At 55.2% G+C, this 19,531-nt stretch carries 11 protein-coding genes; 3 read left to right on the top strand and 8 right to left on the bottom strand.

The genetic code is table 11. The annotated features are described in order from the left end of the window. Positions 1-253: 253 nt before the first annotated feature. The 3 genes from PSR62_RS11290 (at position 254) to PSR62_RS11280 (ending at position 1,999) form a co-directional block, all read left to right on the top strand. Complete coding sequence (locus PSR62_RS11290) at positions 254-976, top strand: type IV pili methyl-accepting chemotaxis transducer N-terminal domain-containing protein (RefSeq protein WP_274407846.1); 723 nt, start codon at positions 254-256, stop codon at positions 974-976. Between the two features lie 84 nt (positions 977-1,060). Continuing rightward, on the top strand, positions 1,061-1,588 hold the full coding sequence (locus tag PSR62_RS11285) for a sensor histidine kinase (protein WP_274407845.1): 528 nt from the start codon (positions 1,061-1,063) through the stop codon (positions 1,586-1,588). 3 nt (positions 1,589-1,591) lie between these two features. Next, a complete protein-coding gene (locus PSR62_RS11280; protein WP_274407844.1) occupies positions 1,592-1,999 on the top strand; it encodes a response regulator in 408 nt (135 codons plus the stop codon). A 313-nt stretch (positions 2,000-2,312) separates the two neighbouring features. Here PSR62_RS11280 and PSR62_RS11275 read toward each other — a convergent pair whose 3' ends face one another. The 8 genes from PSR62_RS11275 to PSR62_RS11240 form a co-directional block, all read right to left on the bottom strand. Further along, entirely contained in the window at positions 2,313-3,383 is a 1,071-nt protein-coding gene (locus PSR62_RS11275; protein WP_274407843.1) for a mannose-1-phosphate guanylyltransferase, read from the bottom strand. A gap of 176 nt (positions 3,384-3,559) precedes the next feature. Then, a complete protein-coding gene (locus tag PSR62_RS11270; protein ID WP_274407842.1) occupies positions 3,560-4,264 on the bottom strand; it encodes a sulfotransferase domain-containing protein in 705 nt (234 codons plus the stop codon). Then, the gene (locus PSR62_RS11265; protein WP_274407841.1) at positions 4,261-6,423 is read right to left on the bottom strand and encodes an ankyrin repeat domain-containing protein; all 2,163 of its coding nucleotides are present in this window, start codon (positions 6,421-6,423) and stop codon (positions 4,261-4,263) included. Before PSR62_RS11265 ends, PSR62_RS11270 begins: the two co-directional genes overlap by 4 nt. A 263-nt stretch (positions 6,424-6,686) precedes the next feature. Next, a complete protein-coding gene (locus PSR62_RS11260) occupies positions 6,687-8,849 on the bottom strand; it encodes an ankyrin repeat domain-containing protein (RefSeq protein WP_274407840.1) in 2,163 nt (720 codons plus the stop codon). Beyond that, complete coding sequence (locus PSR62_RS11255) at positions 8,839-12,060, bottom strand: hypothetical protein (protein ID WP_274407839.1); 3,222 nt, start codon at positions 12,058-12,060, stop codon at positions 8,839-8,841. Before PSR62_RS11255 ends, PSR62_RS11260 begins: the two co-directional genes overlap by 11 nt. A 1,102-nt stretch (positions 12,061-13,162) precedes the next feature. Beyond that, positions 13,163-15,403 (bottom strand): S8 family peptidase, encoded by a 2,241-nt coding sequence (locus tag PSR62_RS11250; RefSeq protein ID WP_274407838.1) that lies wholly within the window; start codon positions 15,401-15,403, stop codon positions 13,163-13,165. A gap of 268 nt (positions 15,404-15,671) precedes the next feature. Further along, positions 15,672-16,763, bottom strand: a complete 1,092-nt coding sequence (locus tag PSR62_RS11245; protein WP_274407837.1) for an AAA family ATPase — start codon at positions 16,761-16,763, stop codon at positions 15,672-15,674. Between the two features lie 420 nt (positions 16,764-17,183). After that, the gene (locus PSR62_RS11240) at positions 17,184-19,520 is read right to left on the bottom strand and encodes a HEAT repeat domain-containing protein (protein ID WP_274407836.1); all 2,337 of its coding nucleotides are present in this window, start codon (positions 19,518-19,520) and stop codon (positions 17,184-17,186) included. Between the last annotated feature and the right edge of the window lie 11 nt (positions 19,521-19,531).

Below are 19,531 nucleotides of genomic sequence, written 5' to 3'. Positions count from 1 at the left end.
GCCTGCCGACGGCGATGCATCTGAAACCAGAGCATCACACCGATCGATAGCGAGATTCCGCCCTCCACGACAAGCCCAATCGCGAGACAACAGGCAGCGCCGCATCCGCCACCCTTTGCCGGGACGATCTCCCCAATCGACACAGCCCTGTTCACCCCTGGACTCTCTCCAAAGGACTCATTGCGTCCCCCTCAATGGATTGGGCTTTTGTGTGCTATGGTTGGATCGAGCAGAGCACGTCCTGGGGCACAACATGACTACCAAGCAAATCAACGCTTTGAGAATGCGGCAGATTCTCAAAAAGCGTTTTGGCATCGCGATCGGCATCATTTTCGCGACGATCATCCTCGCCTTCGTCTGCGAATCCGAACAAATTCGGAAAGCGAACGAAGATGCGTTCCTGGTCAACGTCAGCGGTCGACAACGGATGCTGTCTCAACGCATTGCCCTGGCTTCCCGTGCCCTGCTGCTCTCAGATTCCCCTTCATTTGAGGCAACCTGCCGGGCAGAGCTGAGCGACTCCATTCAGTTGATGCGGCAATCCCATGCGTTCCTGTCACGCGAGATCCCGACCTCGCCCCGACGAACTGAGATTTACTTTGGCGAGGGTCGACTCGACTCCCAAATACGAGACTACCTTCGCAGCGCTGAAGAATCACTGGCAACGAGCAATCGCAACGCCACAGATCATCTGGCACGCATCGCCTTCGACGGGCCAATGCTCGGTTTGCTGGACCAAGTGGTCGCTGAGCACCAATCCGATGCGGAGAAACGGATCCAGGCATTTCAAACCTACAAGGCAATCCTCACACTGGTTTCATTGGGCACCCTGTTCGCATTGGTTTGGTTTGTATTCCAACCCACCGTGGCACTGGTCACCAACGCCCTGGAACACCTCGAAAAATCGAACGCGGAACTGATCGAGTTCACCTACCGGATGTCGCATGACCTTCGTTCGCCAGTTGTTTCCTCATGATGTCTTTCGCAACTGGCGATCAAATTGCTCGACGAAGATGATCCGCAGGAAGCCAAGGAGGCGATTCGCCGCGCAGAAACTTCGTTGACAAAACTTTCATACACGATTCAAGACATCGTTGACTTGGTCAAACAAAGCATGGCAGACTCTCTCGTTAAGACCGTTCCGCTCCGCTCCCTCATCGACGAGGCAGTGCAACACGGCCGTGATTTGCCCGGCGGCGATGTGGTTGACTTTCAAGTCCTTTGCGATGAACAGCTTCAAGTGCAAACCAAGCGGGTGCCCCTGAAACAATCGATCGAGAACCTGGTCAGCAACGCGGTCAAATATCGAGACATCCATCAACGGACCTCCCGAATCACGATCGAAGTGAAAAAGGTCGGGAATGATTTCGAATTGTCGATTTGCGACAATGGGCTGGGAATTGATCCAAAGTTCAACGACCAGATTTTTGGCATGTTCAAACGTTTTCACCCCCAAGTCTCAGATGGAAGCGGACTGGGCTTGTACCTGGTTTCCAAAAACGTCGATGCGATCGACGGTTCGGTCGGTTACCGTCAGACAGAAGACGGATCCCGATTCACAATCCATTTCCCCAGCCTGGGAGCCTGACCAGTGCGAATCCTCCTCATCGAAGACGATGAAGCGTTCCACTACCTCTGCCAAATGGCCTTCAAACGTGCCGGGGAAGCCCTCGATCTCACAACCGCCTTCGATGGCTTGGAAGCGTTGGCAATCCTGCGAGACAGCGAGACGAAACCGGATGTGATTCTCGTCGACATCAACATGCCGCGAATGAACGGTCATGAATTCTTGCAGGAGTACTCCCAAACAGACCCCGGCAACCTCCCTGTTGTTGCGATGCTCACAAGCTCAGAAGAGTCACGTGACCGTGACCCAGCCATGCGATACCCGTTTGTCATGGACTACTTCGTCAAACCGCTCACTGGGGAGCACATCCAGCACATCAAACAAATCCACGAAGCGGTCCGATCCTCCATCGCAAAGAGCTCGATGGATTGACGTGAGCGTCAGCGCGATCGCCGTCCCCGCAAGCGTCCCGTCTCCAAGCAGGTCGGCAGCAATGATCGGGCAGAACCATGAGAACCGTTTGGGCGTTCGCCTGGACCGCGAAACGTTTGGTGCTGGGAAGCACTGTTGCGCGATTTTTGATCCCGGCAGGGATGAAGACAGAGAGAAGCCGAAAGACTCCTGCCGTCCTGCTTAGCAACGCGTGAACAACAAGTGACGATGTTAGCGGTGTGGCGCAAGCCGCCCGGTGAGGAACCGGAGGGCTCGCGCCCTTCCGCTACGTCACTTGTTTTTCACGTGGTGCTTAGGTGAGCTCTTCCGCCCCGCCATTCTGCAAGGCAGCGACGATTTCTCGGACTCGTTCTTCCGAAGCCTTGGGAGCCACCAAGGTCGCATCGGGAGTCTGCACCACGATCAGGTCGTGCACATCAATGGTGGCAATCGTGTGCCCGGGCGTCCCATGGATGATGCAACCGGTCGAGTCAACGCTCACATGCGTGCCGACGACCGCATTGCCAAATTCATCAGCCGGGTGCAGTCGCGAAACCGCTTGCCAGCTTCCCACATCGTCCCAGTCAAACGGAGCCTCGATGACAACGACCGGTGAATGCCGTTCCATCACCGCGTAGTCGATTGATTTGCCTTCAATCGCAGCGAACTCTTTCTGCAGCACGGCGTCGTAGTCTTCGGTGCCGATTGCTTTCGAGATCGCCTCGATGTGCGAGAACATTTCCGGCTCGTGCTGCTTCAGCGCATCCAAAATGGTTTGGGCTCGCCACAAGAAGATCCCGCTGTTCCAAGAAAAAGTGCCTTCGGCCAAGTACTGCTTGGCCGTTTCGGCATCCGGTTTTTCGCGAAATGTTTTGACCTGAAAAGCCTCATGGCCGTCGATCACTTCGCCACGTTGAATGTAGCCAAACGACTCCGCCGGATAGGAAGGCTTGATTCCAAAGGTCACAATCGCATCGGGATGATCTGCCAAGATCGCTTCTCCACGCCGCACGCCCTCGGCGAACTTGTCGTGTTGCAGGATCACGTGATCCGAGGGGCAAACCAGCATGACCGCGTCAGGGTCCTCATGAGCCACCAAGGCTGCTGCCAGTCCAACACACGGTGCGGTGTCACGCCGACATGGTTCACCCACGATTGTTTCGCGGCGCAGCTCGGGCAATTGTTCCGCGATCGGATCCACCAACGCGACGGAGGTCAACACATGCGTTCGCTCCGCGGGAATCACCGAACTGAGCCGATCCCGCGTGGCTTGGATCATCGTGCGATCACCAGCCAAGGACAGCAGTTGTTTTGGTTTGGCTTTTCGAGAAGCGGGCCAAAAACGAGTTCCGCTGCCACCTGCCATGATGATCGCGTGAAGCATGATCGAGATCCGTATTGAAGTCCAAGGTGTAAGTCATCCAGCGAACTGATCGTCGCCCGCTCGTTGTACCTGATTCGCCCGTTCAGCAGCAGCCTCTTGCCGCTTCCAACCGATTGCTTCCCCGGAATTTGACACGAAAACGCCCCAGCCCATTCTCAAACCGAGCTGACGTTCGATCAGCAAACGGATTGACGATTGTTCGTTGACCTTTCGGGAGTAGGAATCGGCGCTTGCTTCTCAGCGATCGCATCGAGGGCGCCCAAAACGTATGGGTGCCGAAGAGCAAAATCCAACTCGACCTCCATTTCATCGGCATCCACCCCGTGCTCTCGGCTCATTTCGGCCAGACGGCGCGGCGATACACCTCGGACCAAGTTGCTGACAAGCCAACGTCGAATGGCGTTGTTTGGTGCCACTGGATTCGCAAGTGCCATCGACTCGACAGTGGATTCATTGCCATCGGGCAGCCGGATGGTCTGATCGATCGAGAGGCCGCAGTGATCAGCATACGAATCGACCACATCCATCGGATGACGCAGCAAGTAGATGGCCCGCTCCGTCCATTGCGGAACGATCAATGGCACCTCTGCTATCCTCGCTCTGGCACTATGTGTTTTGACGACTTGGTGAGGCTTCAATTGCATTGCGACCGATTTCTGGACAGCAAATCGCAGCGATGCGACCCGCGCCGCGTTCCACGAAGCAATCGACTGGCCCGCTAACTCATCGTAAAGCTTCAGACGACTTTCCGAATGCGAAATTTCGGGGATTCGGTCCAGGTCGACCTCTTTGTCCGTGCCGTCATCATTCCAATAGGCCCACAAGAAAATGCGAACCCAGGTGTTCCCTGACTTGGGGTACGACGCCAACCAGCGAATCATTCCTGAACCGCCTTTGGATTCAGGCCACCGTTTGAGGGAAGTTGCCCTGGCACGTTTTCCGGCACGACCGGCATTTGAACATCGAACACCTTCCGTAAATCGTAGCGATCGTCACGAAAGATTTCTCCCGCCTCAACAAACTCCTGACGCGGATACCAGTTGAAACGTAGTCGCTCCGCGTTGTCTCTGATCTTTCGTCCGATCTCATCCGCCTCCCGCCTGATGTCATCATCGATTTCGCCCCGCCGGATCCGCCCTGCTTGGTCATCGAATTGACATCCTTTCCTTTGGAGCAGTGCTTTCAGTTCCTTTGCCGGGGCAACCAGCCGAGTCTCAAATTTCAGTTGGGCCGCATTGTGCTTCTCAACTGCAGACGCGCTTTCATAGCGATAGTAAACGTTTGGGAGATGATCCCCGGCTTGATTCCGTCGCTTCAAATCCGCCCCAGCCTCGATCAAATGCTGGGCAGCTGCACAGTCGGACAGAAAGATCGCCAGCATCGCAGCGTCGCACCCATCCTCATTGAGTCGATGCAGATCGCCTGAACCAGCCTGGAATCGCTTGATCTTGGCGACCCGCTCCGACTCCAAACCAGAAACGATTGCATGCAACATTGGCATCCCACTCCAATGTTCATGGGTGGTCCAGTGCAGACCTTGACTCTCACAGGACGCCACAATTCGCTCGAACATTTCGGCGGACGAGGACGTGGAGGCTTCCGTCAGAACGCTCAGGCCCGGCATCGTCAATCCAGGCACGCCGGTGTAGTTCGTCAATCTCAGCGTTGGATCCGCGCCCAAGTCCAAGAGAGCCTGAATTCTCTCCGCACGTTGAAACGGGAACGCAAACAACAGCGGCGTCATTCCCGCAAACCCAACATCATTCACATCCGCGCCGTTTTTCACTGCCTCACGAATTTGACCGGGGTCGTTGGCGACGATCGCCGCACACAGTTCCAAGGTGCTGGGTGATTGAAAGAAACGCTCGGCGCGCAAACCGTAGTGCTGACGAAACTTGGCTTCGGTCAGTGGAAACAGCGGTCGCTGAATCCCTTCGTCCTCTCGCGCCCGCTCACCAACATGACTCGTGTCTTCTCGCCAACGAATCACCTGCAATGGAACGTTGCTTGCTCTCAAGTCCTTGATGGTCGTCACGTGCTCTTCCTCTCTCGGAATCATCTCCGTCGAGTCAAGCAATGCAGCGAGCTCATCGGGGCCGAGATCCCCGTAGTTTGGGTTGAACCGCCTTCTTGCTCGCTGAATTGCCTCCTCGGATGAAAACCCTGCGGCTTCGAGGTAAACGATCAAACGTTTCAACGCTCGCCGATTTTGAAGAGTTCGGTCGTGAGTCCGTTGAGTAATGGGACGAGGTCCCATAAAAACGAGAGAGTCTTCCGAGATAGGAAAGACCGCCAAATCAATCGGCAGGCCCCATCCAGCTCCATAACGAACAGGAAGGTTGGGATCCCCCCCCAATTCGAATAACATCACAGCAAGAGTGAAGGCCTCGCGAGAAATCGCATGCACGGCACATGTTTCGTTGTCTCCCCAACCACTCGGAAGGTTGATCTCTCCTCCGTGCTCGACAAATGCATTCATTCGTTGCATTCGGTTCGCGCCCCTGGCCCACATGATCTGCAGTGGAATCGATCGCCGACTGTCATCCATGGTGCGCAAGTCAGCTTCATGCTCCAGCACCAACTCCAGGTAACCGTCGTACCCAGTCTTCGCAGCAAAGCAAGTTGCCGTTTCCCCTGGAAAATCATGCAAGGTACTGCGGAAACTAGTTAGGTCTGGTTCCGAGGTGAAGGGTGCGTTCGGATCAGCACCAAGGACCAGCAGCAACTCAAACCTCGCAAATCGCTGGTAGAGTCTGGACCAGATCAGAGGGGTCACCCCCCCAAGCCCCGAGGCATTGGCATTCGCGCCACTCGCAATTGCCGAGCGGATTGCTGTCAAGTCATTGGCCTCGATCGCCTCGCACAATCGAATATCGAGTGGATGGTGGAAATATTTTTTGGCAAGCAACCCATATTCCTGCCGATAATCCTGTTCCTTCGCGGTGTTGTCGACCCTCTCGTCCGCCTGCGCTGCCAAACACCCCCACGAGACCATCCCGAAGAGAGCTGCACATTTCCACGGCAACATCTTAAGACGCATTGAACTCTCCTAGTATATTCCAGCGAAGGCGTTCTTCCGCATCCAAGGGCAACGACTCGTCCTCTTCCGTAAAGACCCCATAATCAAGGACGGTTCCCTTGTGACTCGCAGCCATTTCAACCGAAGCCAATCAAAGGGGACCGGGTTAAAAACAGACGGATAAACAAACAATGACCCCCTTCCCCTTTGATCTCGCTAATAGGCCCACAAGAAAATGCGAACCCAGGTGTTCCCTGACTTGGGGTACGACGCCAACCAGCGAATCATTCCTGAACCGCCTTTGGATTCAGGCCACCGTTTGAGGGAAGTTGCCCTGGCACGTTTTCCGGCACGACCGGCATTTGAACATCGAACACCTTCCGTAAATCGTAGCGATCGTCACGAAAGATTTCTCCCGCCTCAACAAACTCCTGACGCGGATACCAGTTGAAACGTAGTCGCTCCGCGTTGTCTCTGATCTTTCGTCCGATCTCATCCGCCTCCCGCCTGATGTCATCATCGATTTCGCCCCGCCGGATCCGCCCTGCTTGGTCATCGAATTGACATCCTTTCCTTTGGAGCAGTGCTTTCAGTTCCTTTGCCGGGGCAACCAGCCGAGTCTCAAATTTCAGTTGGGCCGCATTGTGCTTCTCAACTGCAGACGCGCTTTCATAGCGATAGTAAACGTTTGGGAGATGATCCCCGGCTTGATTCCGTCGCTTCAAATCCGCCCCAGCCTCGATCAAATGCTGGGCAGTTGCACAGTCGGACAGAAAGATCGCCAGCATCGCAGCGTCGCACCCATCCTCATTGAGTCGATGCAGATCACCTGAACCAGCCCGGAATCGCTTGATCTTGGCGACCCGCTCCGACTCCAAACCAGAAACGATTGCATGCAACATTGGCATCCCACTCCAATGTTCATGGGTGGTCCAGTGCAGACCTTGACCCTCACAGGACGCCACTATTCGCTCAAAGATTTCGGCGGACGAGGACGTGGAGGCTTCCGTCAGAACGCTCAGGCCCGGCATCGTCAATCCAGGCACCCCGGTGTAGTTCGTCAATCTCAGCGTTGGATCCGCGCCCAAGTCCAAGAGAGCCTGAATTCTCTCCGCACGTTGAAACGGGAACGCAAACAACAGCGGCGTCATTCCCGCAAACCCAACATCATTCACATCCGCGCCGTTTTTCACTGCCTCACGAATTTGACCGGGGTCGTTGGCGACGATCGCCGCACACAGTTCCAAGGTGCTGGGTGATTGAAAGAAACGCTCGGCGCGCAAACCGTAGTGCTGACGAAACTTGGCTTCGGTCAGTGGAAACAGCGGTCGCTGAATCCCTTCGTCCTCTCGCGCCCGCTCACCAACATGACTCGTGTCTTCTCGCCAACGAATCACCTGCAATGGAACGTTGCTTGCTCTCAAGTCCTTGATGGTCGTCACGTGCTCTTCCTCTCTCGGAATCATCTCCGTCGAGTCAAGCAATGCAGCGAGCTCATCGGGGCCGAGATCCCCGTAGTTTGGGTTGAACCGCCTTCTTGCTCGCTGAATTGCCTCCTCGGATGAAAACCCTGCGGCTTCGAGGTAAACGATCAAACGTTTCAACGCTCGCCGATTTTGAAGAGTTCGGTCGTGAGTCCGTTGAGTAATGGGACGAGGTCCCATAAAAACGAGAGAGTCTTCCGAGATAGGAAAGACCGCCAAATCAATTGGCAGGCCCCATCCAGCTCCATAACGAACAGGAAGGTTGGGATCCCCCCCCAATTCGAATAACATCACAGCAAGAGTGAAGGCCTCGCGAGAAATCGCATGCACGGCGCATGTTTCGTTGTCTCCCCAACCACTCGGAAGGTTGATCTCTCCTCCGTGCTCGACAAATGCATTCATTCGTTGCATTCGGTTCGCGCCCCTGGCCCACATGATCTGCAGTGGAATGGATCGCCGACTGTCATCCATGGTGCGCAAGTCAGCCTCATGCTCCAGCACCAACTCCAGGTAACCGTCGTACCCAGTCTTCGCAGCAAAGCAAGTTGCCGTTTCCCCTGGAAAATCATGCAAGGTACTGCGGAAACTAGTTAGGTCTGGTTCCGAGGTGAAGGGTGCGTTTGGATCAGCACCAAGGACCAGCAGCAATTCAAACCTCGCAAATCGCTGGTAGAGTCTGGACCAGACCAAAGGGGTCACCCCGCCAAGCCCAGAAGCATTGACATTCGCGCCGCTCGCAATTGCCGAGCGGATTGCTGTCAAGTCATTGGCCTCGATCGCCTCGCACAATCGAATATCGAGTGGATGGTGGAAATATTTTTTGGCAAGCAACCCATACTCCTGCCGATAATCCTGTTCCTTCGCGGTGTTGTCGACCCTCTCGTCCGCCTGCGCTGCCAAACACCCCAACGAGACCATCCCGAAGAGAGCTGCACATTTCCACGGCAACATCTTAAGACGCATTGAACTCTCCCAGTATATTCCAGCGAAGGCGTTCTTCCGCATCCAAGGGCAACGACTCGTCCTCTTCGGTAAAGACCCCATAATCAAGGACGGTGCACTTGTGACTCGCAGCCATTTTAATCGGAACAGAACTCAACCAACTCCAGTTGATCACCCCGCTCAAGTCGAGATCATAGGGTCCATCCATTTGATAAGGTGCCCCAAGTGCCGGATGAAACAGGTCTTGAACTAAAGCAAGCACCTTCGCTTTTCCCATCTGAGCAAACGGACCAGAGACAAACAAACCTGCAATATTGCTGGCATGACGGATACCATCCAAAATTGTATTGTAATGATTTTGGGCATAACTGAGAAAATCGTGCTCCATGTAGTATCGCTCAACCGTATGAGCTGCATTTGAATACCTTGCTTCCATACCGGGGTACAATTCAGTAGCCTTACCCTCGTCATCAAACAGGACATTCCCGTTACCATCTTGGAGAAACATCGTCTCCTTACGAAGCCCGGCGGCATTGAATGTGTCAGCATTAAAACCGGAGGTCACGTAAGCCGCTGACGCAAGACCGCCACCCAACGAGTGCCCAGTAAACATAACGGAATACTTCTGCTTCGCTGCATGAAATTTGAAGTGGTGCCCGATCTCGAAAGCCTTTAGGTACTGGTCTGTCCACTCACCCTGCGCGTTATTCAGATCAGTTAATATGTCGGCTTCTTCACCCTCAGTGCCTGCAAAAGACACGATGAATGACTTGGATACATAGTCCATGTACAACGCGACCTTCAGGCCATTGACATCATGCGCAAGAATGGCGTCTTGAATGCTTTTAGGGAATTTCCGCAACTCCATTTGCTCACGATCTAGCATCCGCAGGGACCAATTTGTATTGCCCTTGAGATCGTAGACCAATTGAGAAGCGAGGAGAGAGCGAATGGCTTGGCCATTGGTTCCATGGTCCTCCATGCCAGTTGTGTCGCGGCGATTGAGGTGTTCGTAAAATGATTGCGGTTCGACATTCATTCTTCGGATGGTGTCCGTCTTTTCCCCTCGCCCCGGGACTGCGACCGTTGCCTTGATCCGATCAACCGGCTTGCCCAACATCTCGATTGTTTTCTTCATTCGATTGCCCCCACTCGCTGTCAACGCTTGGAGATAGACATGAATCTGCCCGGTGTTCCGGTTGTACAACAACTGATTTAGATCGTACGCATGACCTGGAGTGATCACTGTGCCGCCGCCTTCGATTGCCGTTGGAATTGCATTCGGCAGCAGCACCCCACCAACTGTCATTCGGATTTCGCCGGAAGATGTCTTGCCGGTGAGTTCATCGAATCGAACGCGGACCGCACCGTTGGCTTCGCTCAAACCAGGAGGCATCCTCAAAACAGAAAGCGCCACTGTCCTGTTGCGGCATGCAGTGACACCATCCGGCAGACAAAGAATCTTCCCAATCGCATAGTCATTGTCCTCAAGGACTTCTTCCCATTCGCTGAACTCAATCACGCCTTGATTGTCACTGTCAGTGTCGTAGTCGATCCCCCAAGACGTCGCTTTGATCTTCCCACCGTATACGACGGGATGGTATGGCTGGTCCACATAGTCTCCGCCGTGACTCTCCGCCGCCTTGTCGTAGTCCCATGCCCAGTAAAACTCGATCTCACTGGATCCGAGCTCAAATCCTTCCATGTAAAGTGTGTCTTGATCACTGTACGAAATCAGGGTGTAAGGGAGCGGTCCTTCGTCACGAACGTAGTCGGCAAGAAACCCGAGTGACCCGGCTTCGTAGGGCCCGATGGACTCATTCCCGATCACTCGATTTTCTTTCGTGGGAGAGTCCCATAGTCGAATGCTTTGGCCAGGGTGATACAGAAAGAAGTATCCTGTTTCCTCGTCCATGAGCTCATTCTTGAACTGACCAAAGTTGAACGGTAACAAATCAGGGTCGGAAACACCTCCATAGTCAAGAATGTCGTCCTGGTCATTCTCGTTGCTATCGTTGTTGTTCAGCGAAAGCTCCGCTTGTTGCAGGACCACAGAGCTTTCACCCGAGTCATCATCAGCAATCGTGACGGCGGCTGGATAGAATCCCGGTCGACTCTCTCCCTCTTCAAAGTACCTCCGAACCTTGCCGGAGACGGAGTGATTCCAACCCAGGTTGTCTCGATAGTCATCGGGCCTGATGACCTGCTCTGAAACAACACCGTCAGGCCATTCGACGGAAAGCACAAACACCTCTTCCGCTGAAGGATCACGCCACCATGCAGTCGCTTCGTAGTATTCGGCTCCATCTTCGGTGACGCCCGAACCAAACACAGGGGACGTTGACATCGCCGGCGGAACATTCGCCACGTCGAGCGAATAGCTTCTTTGATCGTCGCCAAAGGTGACCTCGACCAGCACCTCGTCACTCGGGGTCGCGTTCCCTGGTGATGGACCATCGTCGTCAAACACGGCATAGGCATCGAAGCGAGTGAATCCATGCCGCAACATATAGTCCTCGGAGCGATGGCGAGTGATTTCATCCTCGCTGAACGCGCCGTCAAAATCCGAGTCGATCTTGATGGTCAGGTCTGGAGGCTGACTCGAACAGTACGGCTCCAGGGTCACATGCAAATCAATGCTGTCACCTTCATGAAGCCCCTTGAAAGGATCAACGTTGTAAACCTCGATGCCTTCAATCGCAAAGTCACCCTCGCATGATGACGACGAGGATGACGACGAAGGCGTTGAACTCGGGTTTGGCGTAGGCGAGGGTGAAGGCACTGGTTCAGGCAACGGCCCCGGCGGGACCGGCCAATTTGTCGGCGATGGCGGCTGGGTTGGACTCGGGTCGTTATCCGGAAGTCCAGAGGAGGTAGGATCCGGGGGGCTGGTGGGGTCCGGAGAAGTCGGGTCACCGGTTGGGTCGCCACCAGTTGGATCGCCACCAGTTGGATCGCTGGGGTATTCTGGAATTGATGTGGGACTGGGGCCCTGGCTAGTGGGCTGTGGAGTTGCTGATGGATTGGACGGACTGTCGTCGGGGCCCGTCTCGCCGGGATCCGTCCACTGTGTTGGAGTGAGGGTTGGTAGAGGAAAATCGGTTGGCTGACATGCGTGCCCCTTCCCCGACACCATCAGATCGCCGGTTGCATCAATCTGCCCCAGCCAGTTCCATTCGCGCCAGGTTGGCGAACTGGTGCCCATTGGGTCCAAAGCATCAAGACAAGACATCGTTCCGCTCGATGTCCCAGACATCGTCGCTGAGGATGACGAAGTGGGATCACTGGGCAACTGAGTCCCCGCACCGGGATCAGGACGGCAACCGTCGGCGGGAGACATGATTGTCCCTTCTGGACAGCCACGGGTAAGGTAGGCGTCAGACGCCTGAACCCCGGATGACTGAGGAAACGGCGTTGGGTTGGGGAGCGTGCTGTCCGCCGCCAGCATCAGTCGCTGCGTCAACATCTCGACTCGCAGCAAACGCCGGTGGACCAACTGCCGGCGGGACAGTTTTTGAACCACGTTGCCGACGACACTTTCCCGACCGCTCTTGAATCGCATTCCTCTGTCTCCCATTTGGGTGGAACCAGGACCCAAGAAGTTCTAGAGCACACAAGCCACCAATGCAAGGAAATTTGGGGTTGCAAAATTACACAATCTCTGATCTTCGCCCGACAACCAACCACAAAGCACCAACAACGACTCCACAAGAGGGGCAAACGCGAGCACCATTGAATGCAAAAGAAAGCAGCTCAATCGACTGGATGCCCAAGTCAAAACGACACGCCTGAGTGAACACTCAGGGCCCCACAGCGACCGACCTGGCCCACGTGCGGCCTGCCGCCTCACTGTGCAAGGTGCCAGCCATGTCACCGGTTTCATCGCTAACTGGCGGACGAAATTGCTTTCCCCTTGTTTTCCTCGGGGTGGACGCACTTCCAGGCAGAACCGCGGAGCGGTGAAATCCGAAAGCCTCGGGTTTCAACCCGAGGTCCGGGTACCGCCACCCCATCCGGAAAGCCGCGGAGCGGCGGCACCATCGCATCCCATCCGTGAACCAGTTGGCCAGCCAACGAAAATCGGCAGCCTATCGGCTACCGTTTGAAACTTCCTTCCCGGCGCACTCACTGGTCAATCGGTGTCCGACACCTTTGATCGCGCCAAGAAAAAAGAGAAATCAAACGGCGAGCGAAGAACTACAAGCTGATGCAATGCCCACGCAATCCGAACCGAAACCGTTATGCCACAGCAGCTTAGGCTTACGCCCGTGCCATTCGTGTCGGGAACTATTCACCGTAGTTGGTTCCTGACAGTTTTTCGTCGCCCGTCCTGATTAGACTCGCGCTCTGGTGCGTTGTTGCTGACGCACGCGAATGCGATTCTGAATCAGATTGTATAAATGCGGTTCGTCCGCTTGCAGTGTGACTGTAATTGCAAACTTCTGTTCCACGAATGACTCAGGAGCCCAAACTCGCTGACTTTGGACAACGACATACCAGGAGTCACCGTAGTTGGTGTTCTCTCGCGAAAATGTCCAGCGAGATTTCTGCAACGTGCTTGATTGAAGACTTTGCGGTCCCGGTTTTAGGTCACAACGAAAGGCTCCCTGAAACGCGCCCTGCGGCTTGGTGCCGGATTCGCGGTATTGCTCTCGTTCTTCTGTGGATAGTTGACGATACGCTTCCACTATTTCGTCGACGGACTTGCCACGAATCAAAGCGTAGCTCATGTGAACGCCAAGGTAACTGGCTCTACGACGGCGAACTGGCGGGTCAAATGCCATCGCGATGGTCACATGCTTGTGTCCTTCCGCCTGCCGGAACTCAAGCGGAGCTGGCACTTCGTAAACCGCGAAAGTGTCGAGCGGCATGCTCCCCTGATGAATCAGTGTCACTCTTCGATCACCTGAATCAAACGCGAAGTCATCGTCAACAAGTCCGTATCCGCAGGCTCGTCGAATTCCCTCCTCACCGTGTTCGTCATGGAGCAGTTGATAGGTTGGATCGGGAACGCTGGCTGATGACGCCAATAAGGCACGAATCAGGTTTGCTTGCGGTTCTTCGCCAAACTGTTCATGAACATGGCTCCACAAAAGCGATGCGGAGCGAGCAACGACGGAAGCCGCGTAACTCGTTCCAATATCGAATGCGAACAGCTCTTGAGTCGGTTCGTTAGAAAATGACATCACGGCCAGACCGGGATCGTCGTCAACTTGGCGGAGAGAAGAAAACCCTTGAAAGGTCGTATTACCGCCCGGAGCGACAAATTCTGGTTTGATAGCTCCACCGATTCCCGGACCGAATCGCGTGGTCGGAGATGGCTGAAACGCTTCGGCGATCGGTCGATTCAAATCGTCTTCACGACGACCAACGGGAATCGCGATCGTGTCTTCTGCGGCAATCGCACCCACGGTGATCGGGATGGCGGCGGTTGCAGGTTCGCACAGACCGCACTCTTCATGAAAAAGATATTCGGGATACGATGCTACGACTTCTTCCGCGTCATCCGCCGTGAACGCCAAGCCCAATGAATGATTTCCAGCGGATACGACAAGGCAAACGTTGTATTCGCGAGCCAAAATATCAAGCGACTCCGCCCACAGGCTTTGTCGATCGTTGTGTTGCAGCCAAGCGTCGTTGATACCGAGCGAGATGTTAAAAACACGACAGTTGTAGGGCGACGCGTAAAACACCTCGATGGCACGTCGCATCTGATGGATGATGAGCGTCTCGTCATCGAAGCGGTTTTCATCGTTAAGTACACGGGCGCTGAATAGCGTAATCGGCGACGAAAACTCACCGGATTCGTAACAGGCTCGAATGTTGCCGAAGACAGCAAGCCCGCCTACCATCGTTCCATGCCCATGTTCATCTGCAACCGTTGTGCTGTTGGTTAACACCGCTTCGGCATGTCCGATATTGTTGGCAAGCAGTGGATGATTGGACGTGGTACCACTATCGACAACGCAAACACTTGGACCGCCCGGTTGTGGAATTGCCGGAGTGGGTAATTCCCGCTCGGTAACGCGACGAGCTTGCCGCTGGTCGAAGTGAGGCTGAGCCGGAAGATCAACTTCGGCGACGCTATCGAGGTCCAGCAACTGATTGAGTTTTGCCCCTCGCACGGACACGCGAGCCAGACACAGCAACTGGCCTATGAACTCATCCCCCACTCTCTCTCCGTCTTGCGCGTCATGCTCGACGAGTTGCCGAACCTCTCTCAATCCTGTCCGCGTCGTTTCAACAGTTCCTCGATGCCACAATTCAACGTCGACGCGATAGAGTCGGTCGTCGTCTATCGCTTGCGTTTCATCACCGATTTCGTCTTGCAATCGGATACCAATGCGATCATCGCGTCCCCATAGCCGCATTTGAGGTGCTTCGATGAACTCCAAAATATCCCATTGGGTCGATGCGTACCCTCGACCTGTTGTCGGGTTGATTCCCGACTGCGGCCCATCCTCATAGGATGACACTGCATCGCGGAAACTGGTCAAGTCGATGTCGTCGCGGAACGCGATGATTGCCTTATCGCTTTCAATGGAAACCACCGAAACACCGATACGGTCAAGCATCTCAGAAACCGACTGAACAGACGCATTCGCTGCGAGCGGAACGCGAAAGACTAGATGTGGCTGAATGCCCGCTGGAGGGGCAGGACGCTGTTCAACCGCCTCTTCCATATCGTCCAAGCGGTCTCTAATTTCACCCGCAAAACTTGTGCGACCGCCTCGTGGCGGTGCTGGTGGTGGGACGATCTGACGACGCCGCCGGTCAGGATTCGGCTGCTCAGCGATCAGTGGTAAATGGGGATAACGATTATCGTCCGGTTGATGCGGCATTCTAAGACGTTTTCTTGGAGCTACGCGGCCTGGCCTTTCGCGGTACGGCAACCCCTGAATTAATATCAGTAATTTCGACTCGCTTTTCCTGTCGCTCTACCGCTGCGTTTAACACCGCTGGCGTGACTTGTTCGCGCTCGTCTAACAGCACTCGTTTGATGGAATCTTGTGCGACGCGTTCGACGTCGGCATGAGAGAATCCGACCATATTGCGGGCAACGGAACGCAGTCGCACGGACTTACTCACCGTGACTTGATGAAAGCACCGACATAGCAGTGATTCGATTTGCTCCACCGTTGGGTTGGGGAATAGCAAAATATCATCAAAACGCCGCCACAACGCCGGATCAAGCAGCCCTTGGTGGTTCGTCGCGGCGACAGTCAACGTCTCCGAATGGAAGCCGTCGAGCATCTGTAAGAATGAATTGACAACTCGCTTTAATTCACCATGTTCATCGAGTGCAGTTCGATGTTTTCCGATCGCGTCAAATTCATCGAAAAACAACAGCACTGGCCGTAGCCGAGCAAACTCGAATACCTTGCGAAGATTCGCCGCTGTTTCCCCGAGATACGATGAAACCACCGCATCGAACCGAACGGTTGCAAGCGGGAGATAAAGCGCATTGGCCAGAGCCGACGCAACCATCGTCTTGCCACAACCGGGAGGCCCACAAAGCAGGAGCTTCCCCGCAGGTTGCATTCCGTGGGATCGCAATAGCTCGCTGCTACGACGTTCTTGAATGACGCGCTCGATGCTTTGCGAGAGTTCTGGAGTCAGCACCACGTCATCCAGTTCGACGTCGGGCTGTGTCACTTCGACAAGATTTGCGTTCTTGTCCGGGTCTTTGGGCATATTCCCGTCGCTAGTACTGAGCGCATGGAAAAACATCTTGGGCGTCGTCCCGTTGACGCTCTTAAGGATGCGTTCCAGCTCATTTGCCAACACCGTGTGATTCAGTCGGCGTTCTTCCTCGATGATATCCCATGCGGCCGCCCGAAATTCCGGCTCATTCCCCGCGAAATGCGCAAGCAGCAGCTTCTGAATCGACTCAGAGCTTTGCGGCGCAACGGTCTGGGGGGTACGGCGTTTCAAGGAACCCACGTTCTTCAGGAGGGAATAATGACATGGCTGAGTGTAGCATTTCGTTCCATTTCAGTCACGACAGACTTGTGACGCAGAGAAATTAGCGGGCGAAGAAAAAGCCACTGCGCAAGGTGCCAGCCATGTCACCGGTTTCATCGCTAACTGGCGGACGAAATTGCTTTCCCCTTGTTTTCCTCGGGGTGGACGCACTGCCAGGCAGTACCGCGGAGCGGTGAAATCCGAAAGCCTCGGGTTTCAACCCGAGGTCCGGGTACCGCCACCCCATCCGGAAAGCCGCGGAGCGGCGGCAGCCGGCTGGAGAAACCGCCCAATTTCGTCGCTCTGCAACTGACCCCCACTCAACGGACGCGGGGCGGCACCATCGCATCCCATCCGTGAACCAGCTGGCCTTCCGCGACCACCAACTCCTCACTGCCCCGTTTCGCTCATCCGTTCTTGCAGCAATTTCAGGGCGGTGGAGAAGATTTCGACGTCGGGCGCGAGCTCGGCGGCTCGCTGCAATTGTTTTTCCGCTGCCGGCAAATCACCGGACAAGTACAACGCCAAACCGTATCGGTACTGAACGTCGGCGTTGTCAGAAGCCAACTTCGCGTCACGCCCCAACAACGGCAATTCATCCAGTCGTAGTTGCTTCGCTTTTGCCGCTGCTTGCTGGATCAAGGCGTCGAGCGTCCCGCTGCCACCAAACAATTGCACGATCGCTGACTGAGCCGCTCGGGACTGGCCAGCCGCAGCCGCCAATTGATCCAGCATCGCTGCATAATTCGTCCGCGGACCGGACATCTCCGGCTGAACCCGAATCGCATTTTCATAGGACTGCACCGCTTCCAAGTAGTCCCCGCGTTGTTCACTGAGCGAGGCCCAGGCCATGTGCGCACCAGCTCGATCCGAGGCCACCATCAGCTCCTCTTTGATCGCATCGATCGCTGCATCGGCTTGCTTCTGTCGCGTTCCCGAAAGAGTCTGATAGCCGCCCGACGAAACCAGTGCCTTCGTCGCTTCGCTACGGACCAGATGAGAGGGATCATCCAGCAACGGCAACAGAATCTTCACCGCGTCGGTTGGACTGCTGGCACCCATCACCCTCGCTGCAGTCGCCCGCAGGATCGGATGTTCATTCGGATCCTTCAGCACCGTTTTGGCGGCGGAAATCGCTTCTCGGCCTCGACCGTTCTGCAGAAGTTCATCCAGCGTCGTGGCGCGTGCCAACACCGGAGCGATCTCGGGCGGCTGCGTCACATACCGCAGTGCTTTCGAAACAACGGCAGAATCGCCGGTTCGCAGTCCCGCTAATATCTCGCCATAGTGCGCCGGCGTCTGACGTTCGTCGCCATACCATTTCTCGCAAGCTTCGTCGCACCACTGATCGGTTTTCGAAATCGCCTCCGCAACCTCCTCGTCGCCTTCCGAAGCGGCCAGCAGCCAATCTTGGTACAGCGTCAGCGAGTCTCGTTTGTCTGCGGAGATGCTTTCCAGTTGATCCTTCACATGGCAACTGCTGCATGCGTTCGGCGTCCCAATGGAAACGGACAGATCCGGCCGGGGCACACGCAGACTGTGGTCGCGGCGTGGATCGACTTCCATGTAGGTCGTGTGAGGCATGTGGCAATTCACGCACTTTGCGCCTTCCGAACCGACCGCGTGATGATGGTGCGACGGCACGTCGTATTTCCCGGCCGCGTGCTGGTGACAAGACGTGCAGGTTTCATTACCAGGATGCTTGAGCTCCAACGAGTGCGGGTCATGGCAGTCGGTGCAGCGGATGCCCTTGTGGAACATTTTGCTCTGCACAAACGATCCATAAACATAGACCTCGTCTTTGATCTGCCCGTCATCGTGGTACGTGTCACCGCGAAGCAGTTCCAAATTGAAGTGACTGCAAAACGGATCGCCCGCCTGATAGTCCGCGTCCAGCACACTGCGTCGACTGTGGCACGGAGCGCACGCTTCCAACTGACCGGTTGGATCTTCCCCTTTGAGTTTGGCCAGACCATATCCGTGGTGCCGATCCCAGAACAACGAATTCCCACGCGCCATCTCAACATGCAGACTGGCGGGACCATGGCAGGCTTCGCAACTGACATCCATCTCAGAGAACGTCGTGTGATAAGTCAGCGTTTCGACGTCGTGATTGGTTTTCAAATTCGTTGAGTGACAATCCGCGCACATCGTTTGCCAACGCTGGGCCACACCGGTCCAGTGCAATGGATCGCCTGGCTCGAGCTTTTCAGGCACGTCCGGCGGACGCAAATAGAACCACTCTTTTCGATTCGTATCCCAACTGATCCGTAGAACTTGCAGGCGTCCGATCTCATCCTCACTCGCCTCCGGATCACGATCAAACTCGACCATGTATTGCTGTAGCGGGTCGACTCCGAACACATACTTCACCTCGAAATCCTGCATCGCACCACCAGGACCTTCGGTGTGGATCATGAACCGATCGCCGTCCCGGAACAGCCGGTTTTGCAATCCATCATGCTCGAAGATCACATCGCCAAAATCGCCGAGCACGGTTTCATCCGTGGCCACGTCCATGGCCAAATCATGATGAGAACCTTGAAAGGCGAGCGACTCCGCCTGGTGACAATCGACGCAAGCTTCTCGCCCGACATAGGTGGCCACTGCGGACTCAGGAAGTCCCGTGAAGTAGTCCGCCGCTACCGCGCCTGCGATCAACACGACCACGGAAACGAAGACCAGCGTCAACGGTCGCTTGAGTTGATTTCGAAGGGCAAGAAGCATGAAGGCCGAAC

This window comes from Rhodopirellula sp. P2 (genome assembly GCF_028768465.1).
Classification (GTDB): Bacteria; Planctomycetota; Planctomycetia; order Pirellulales; family Pirellulaceae; genus Rhodopirellula.
The sequence above is the reverse complement of the archived record's forward strand: the minus strand, read 5'-3'. Positions and strand labels throughout refer to the sequence as shown.

What these genes read in the sequence shown, in the direction of transcription:
- PSR62_RS11290 (WP_274407846.1), top strand. Translation starts at nt 254, where the DNA reads ATGACTACCAAGCAAATCAACGCTTTGAGAATGCGGCAGATTCTCAAA.
- PSR62_RS11275 (WP_274407843.1), bottom strand. Translation starts at nt 3,383, where the DNA reads ATGCTTCACGCGATCATCATGGCAGGTGGCAGCGGAACTCGTTTTTGG.
- PSR62_RS11270 (WP_274407842.1), bottom strand. Translation starts at nt 4,264, where the DNA reads ATGATTCGCTGGTTGGCGTCGTACCCCAAGTCAGGGAACACCTGGGTT.
- PSR62_RS11265 (WP_274407841.1), bottom strand. Translation starts at nt 6,423, where the DNA reads ATGCGTCTTAAGATGTTGCCGTGGAAATGTGCAGCTCTCTTCGGGATG.
- PSR62_RS11260 (WP_274407840.1), bottom strand. Translation starts at nt 8,849, where the DNA reads ATGCGTCTTAAGATGTTGCCGTGGAAATGTGCAGCTCTCTTCGGGATG.
- PSR62_RS11255 (WP_274407839.1), bottom strand. Translation starts at nt 12,060, where the DNA reads ATGTCTTGTCTTGATGCTTTGGACCCAATGGGCACCAGTTCGCCAACC.
- PSR62_RS11250 (WP_274407838.1), bottom strand. Translation starts at nt 15,403, where the DNA reads ATGCTTGACCGTATCGGTGTTTCGGTGGTTTCCATTGAAAGCGATAAG.
- PSR62_RS11240 (WP_274407836.1), bottom strand. Translation starts at nt 19,520, where the DNA reads ATGCTTCTTGCCCTTCGAAATCAACTCAAGCGACCGTTGACGCTGGTC.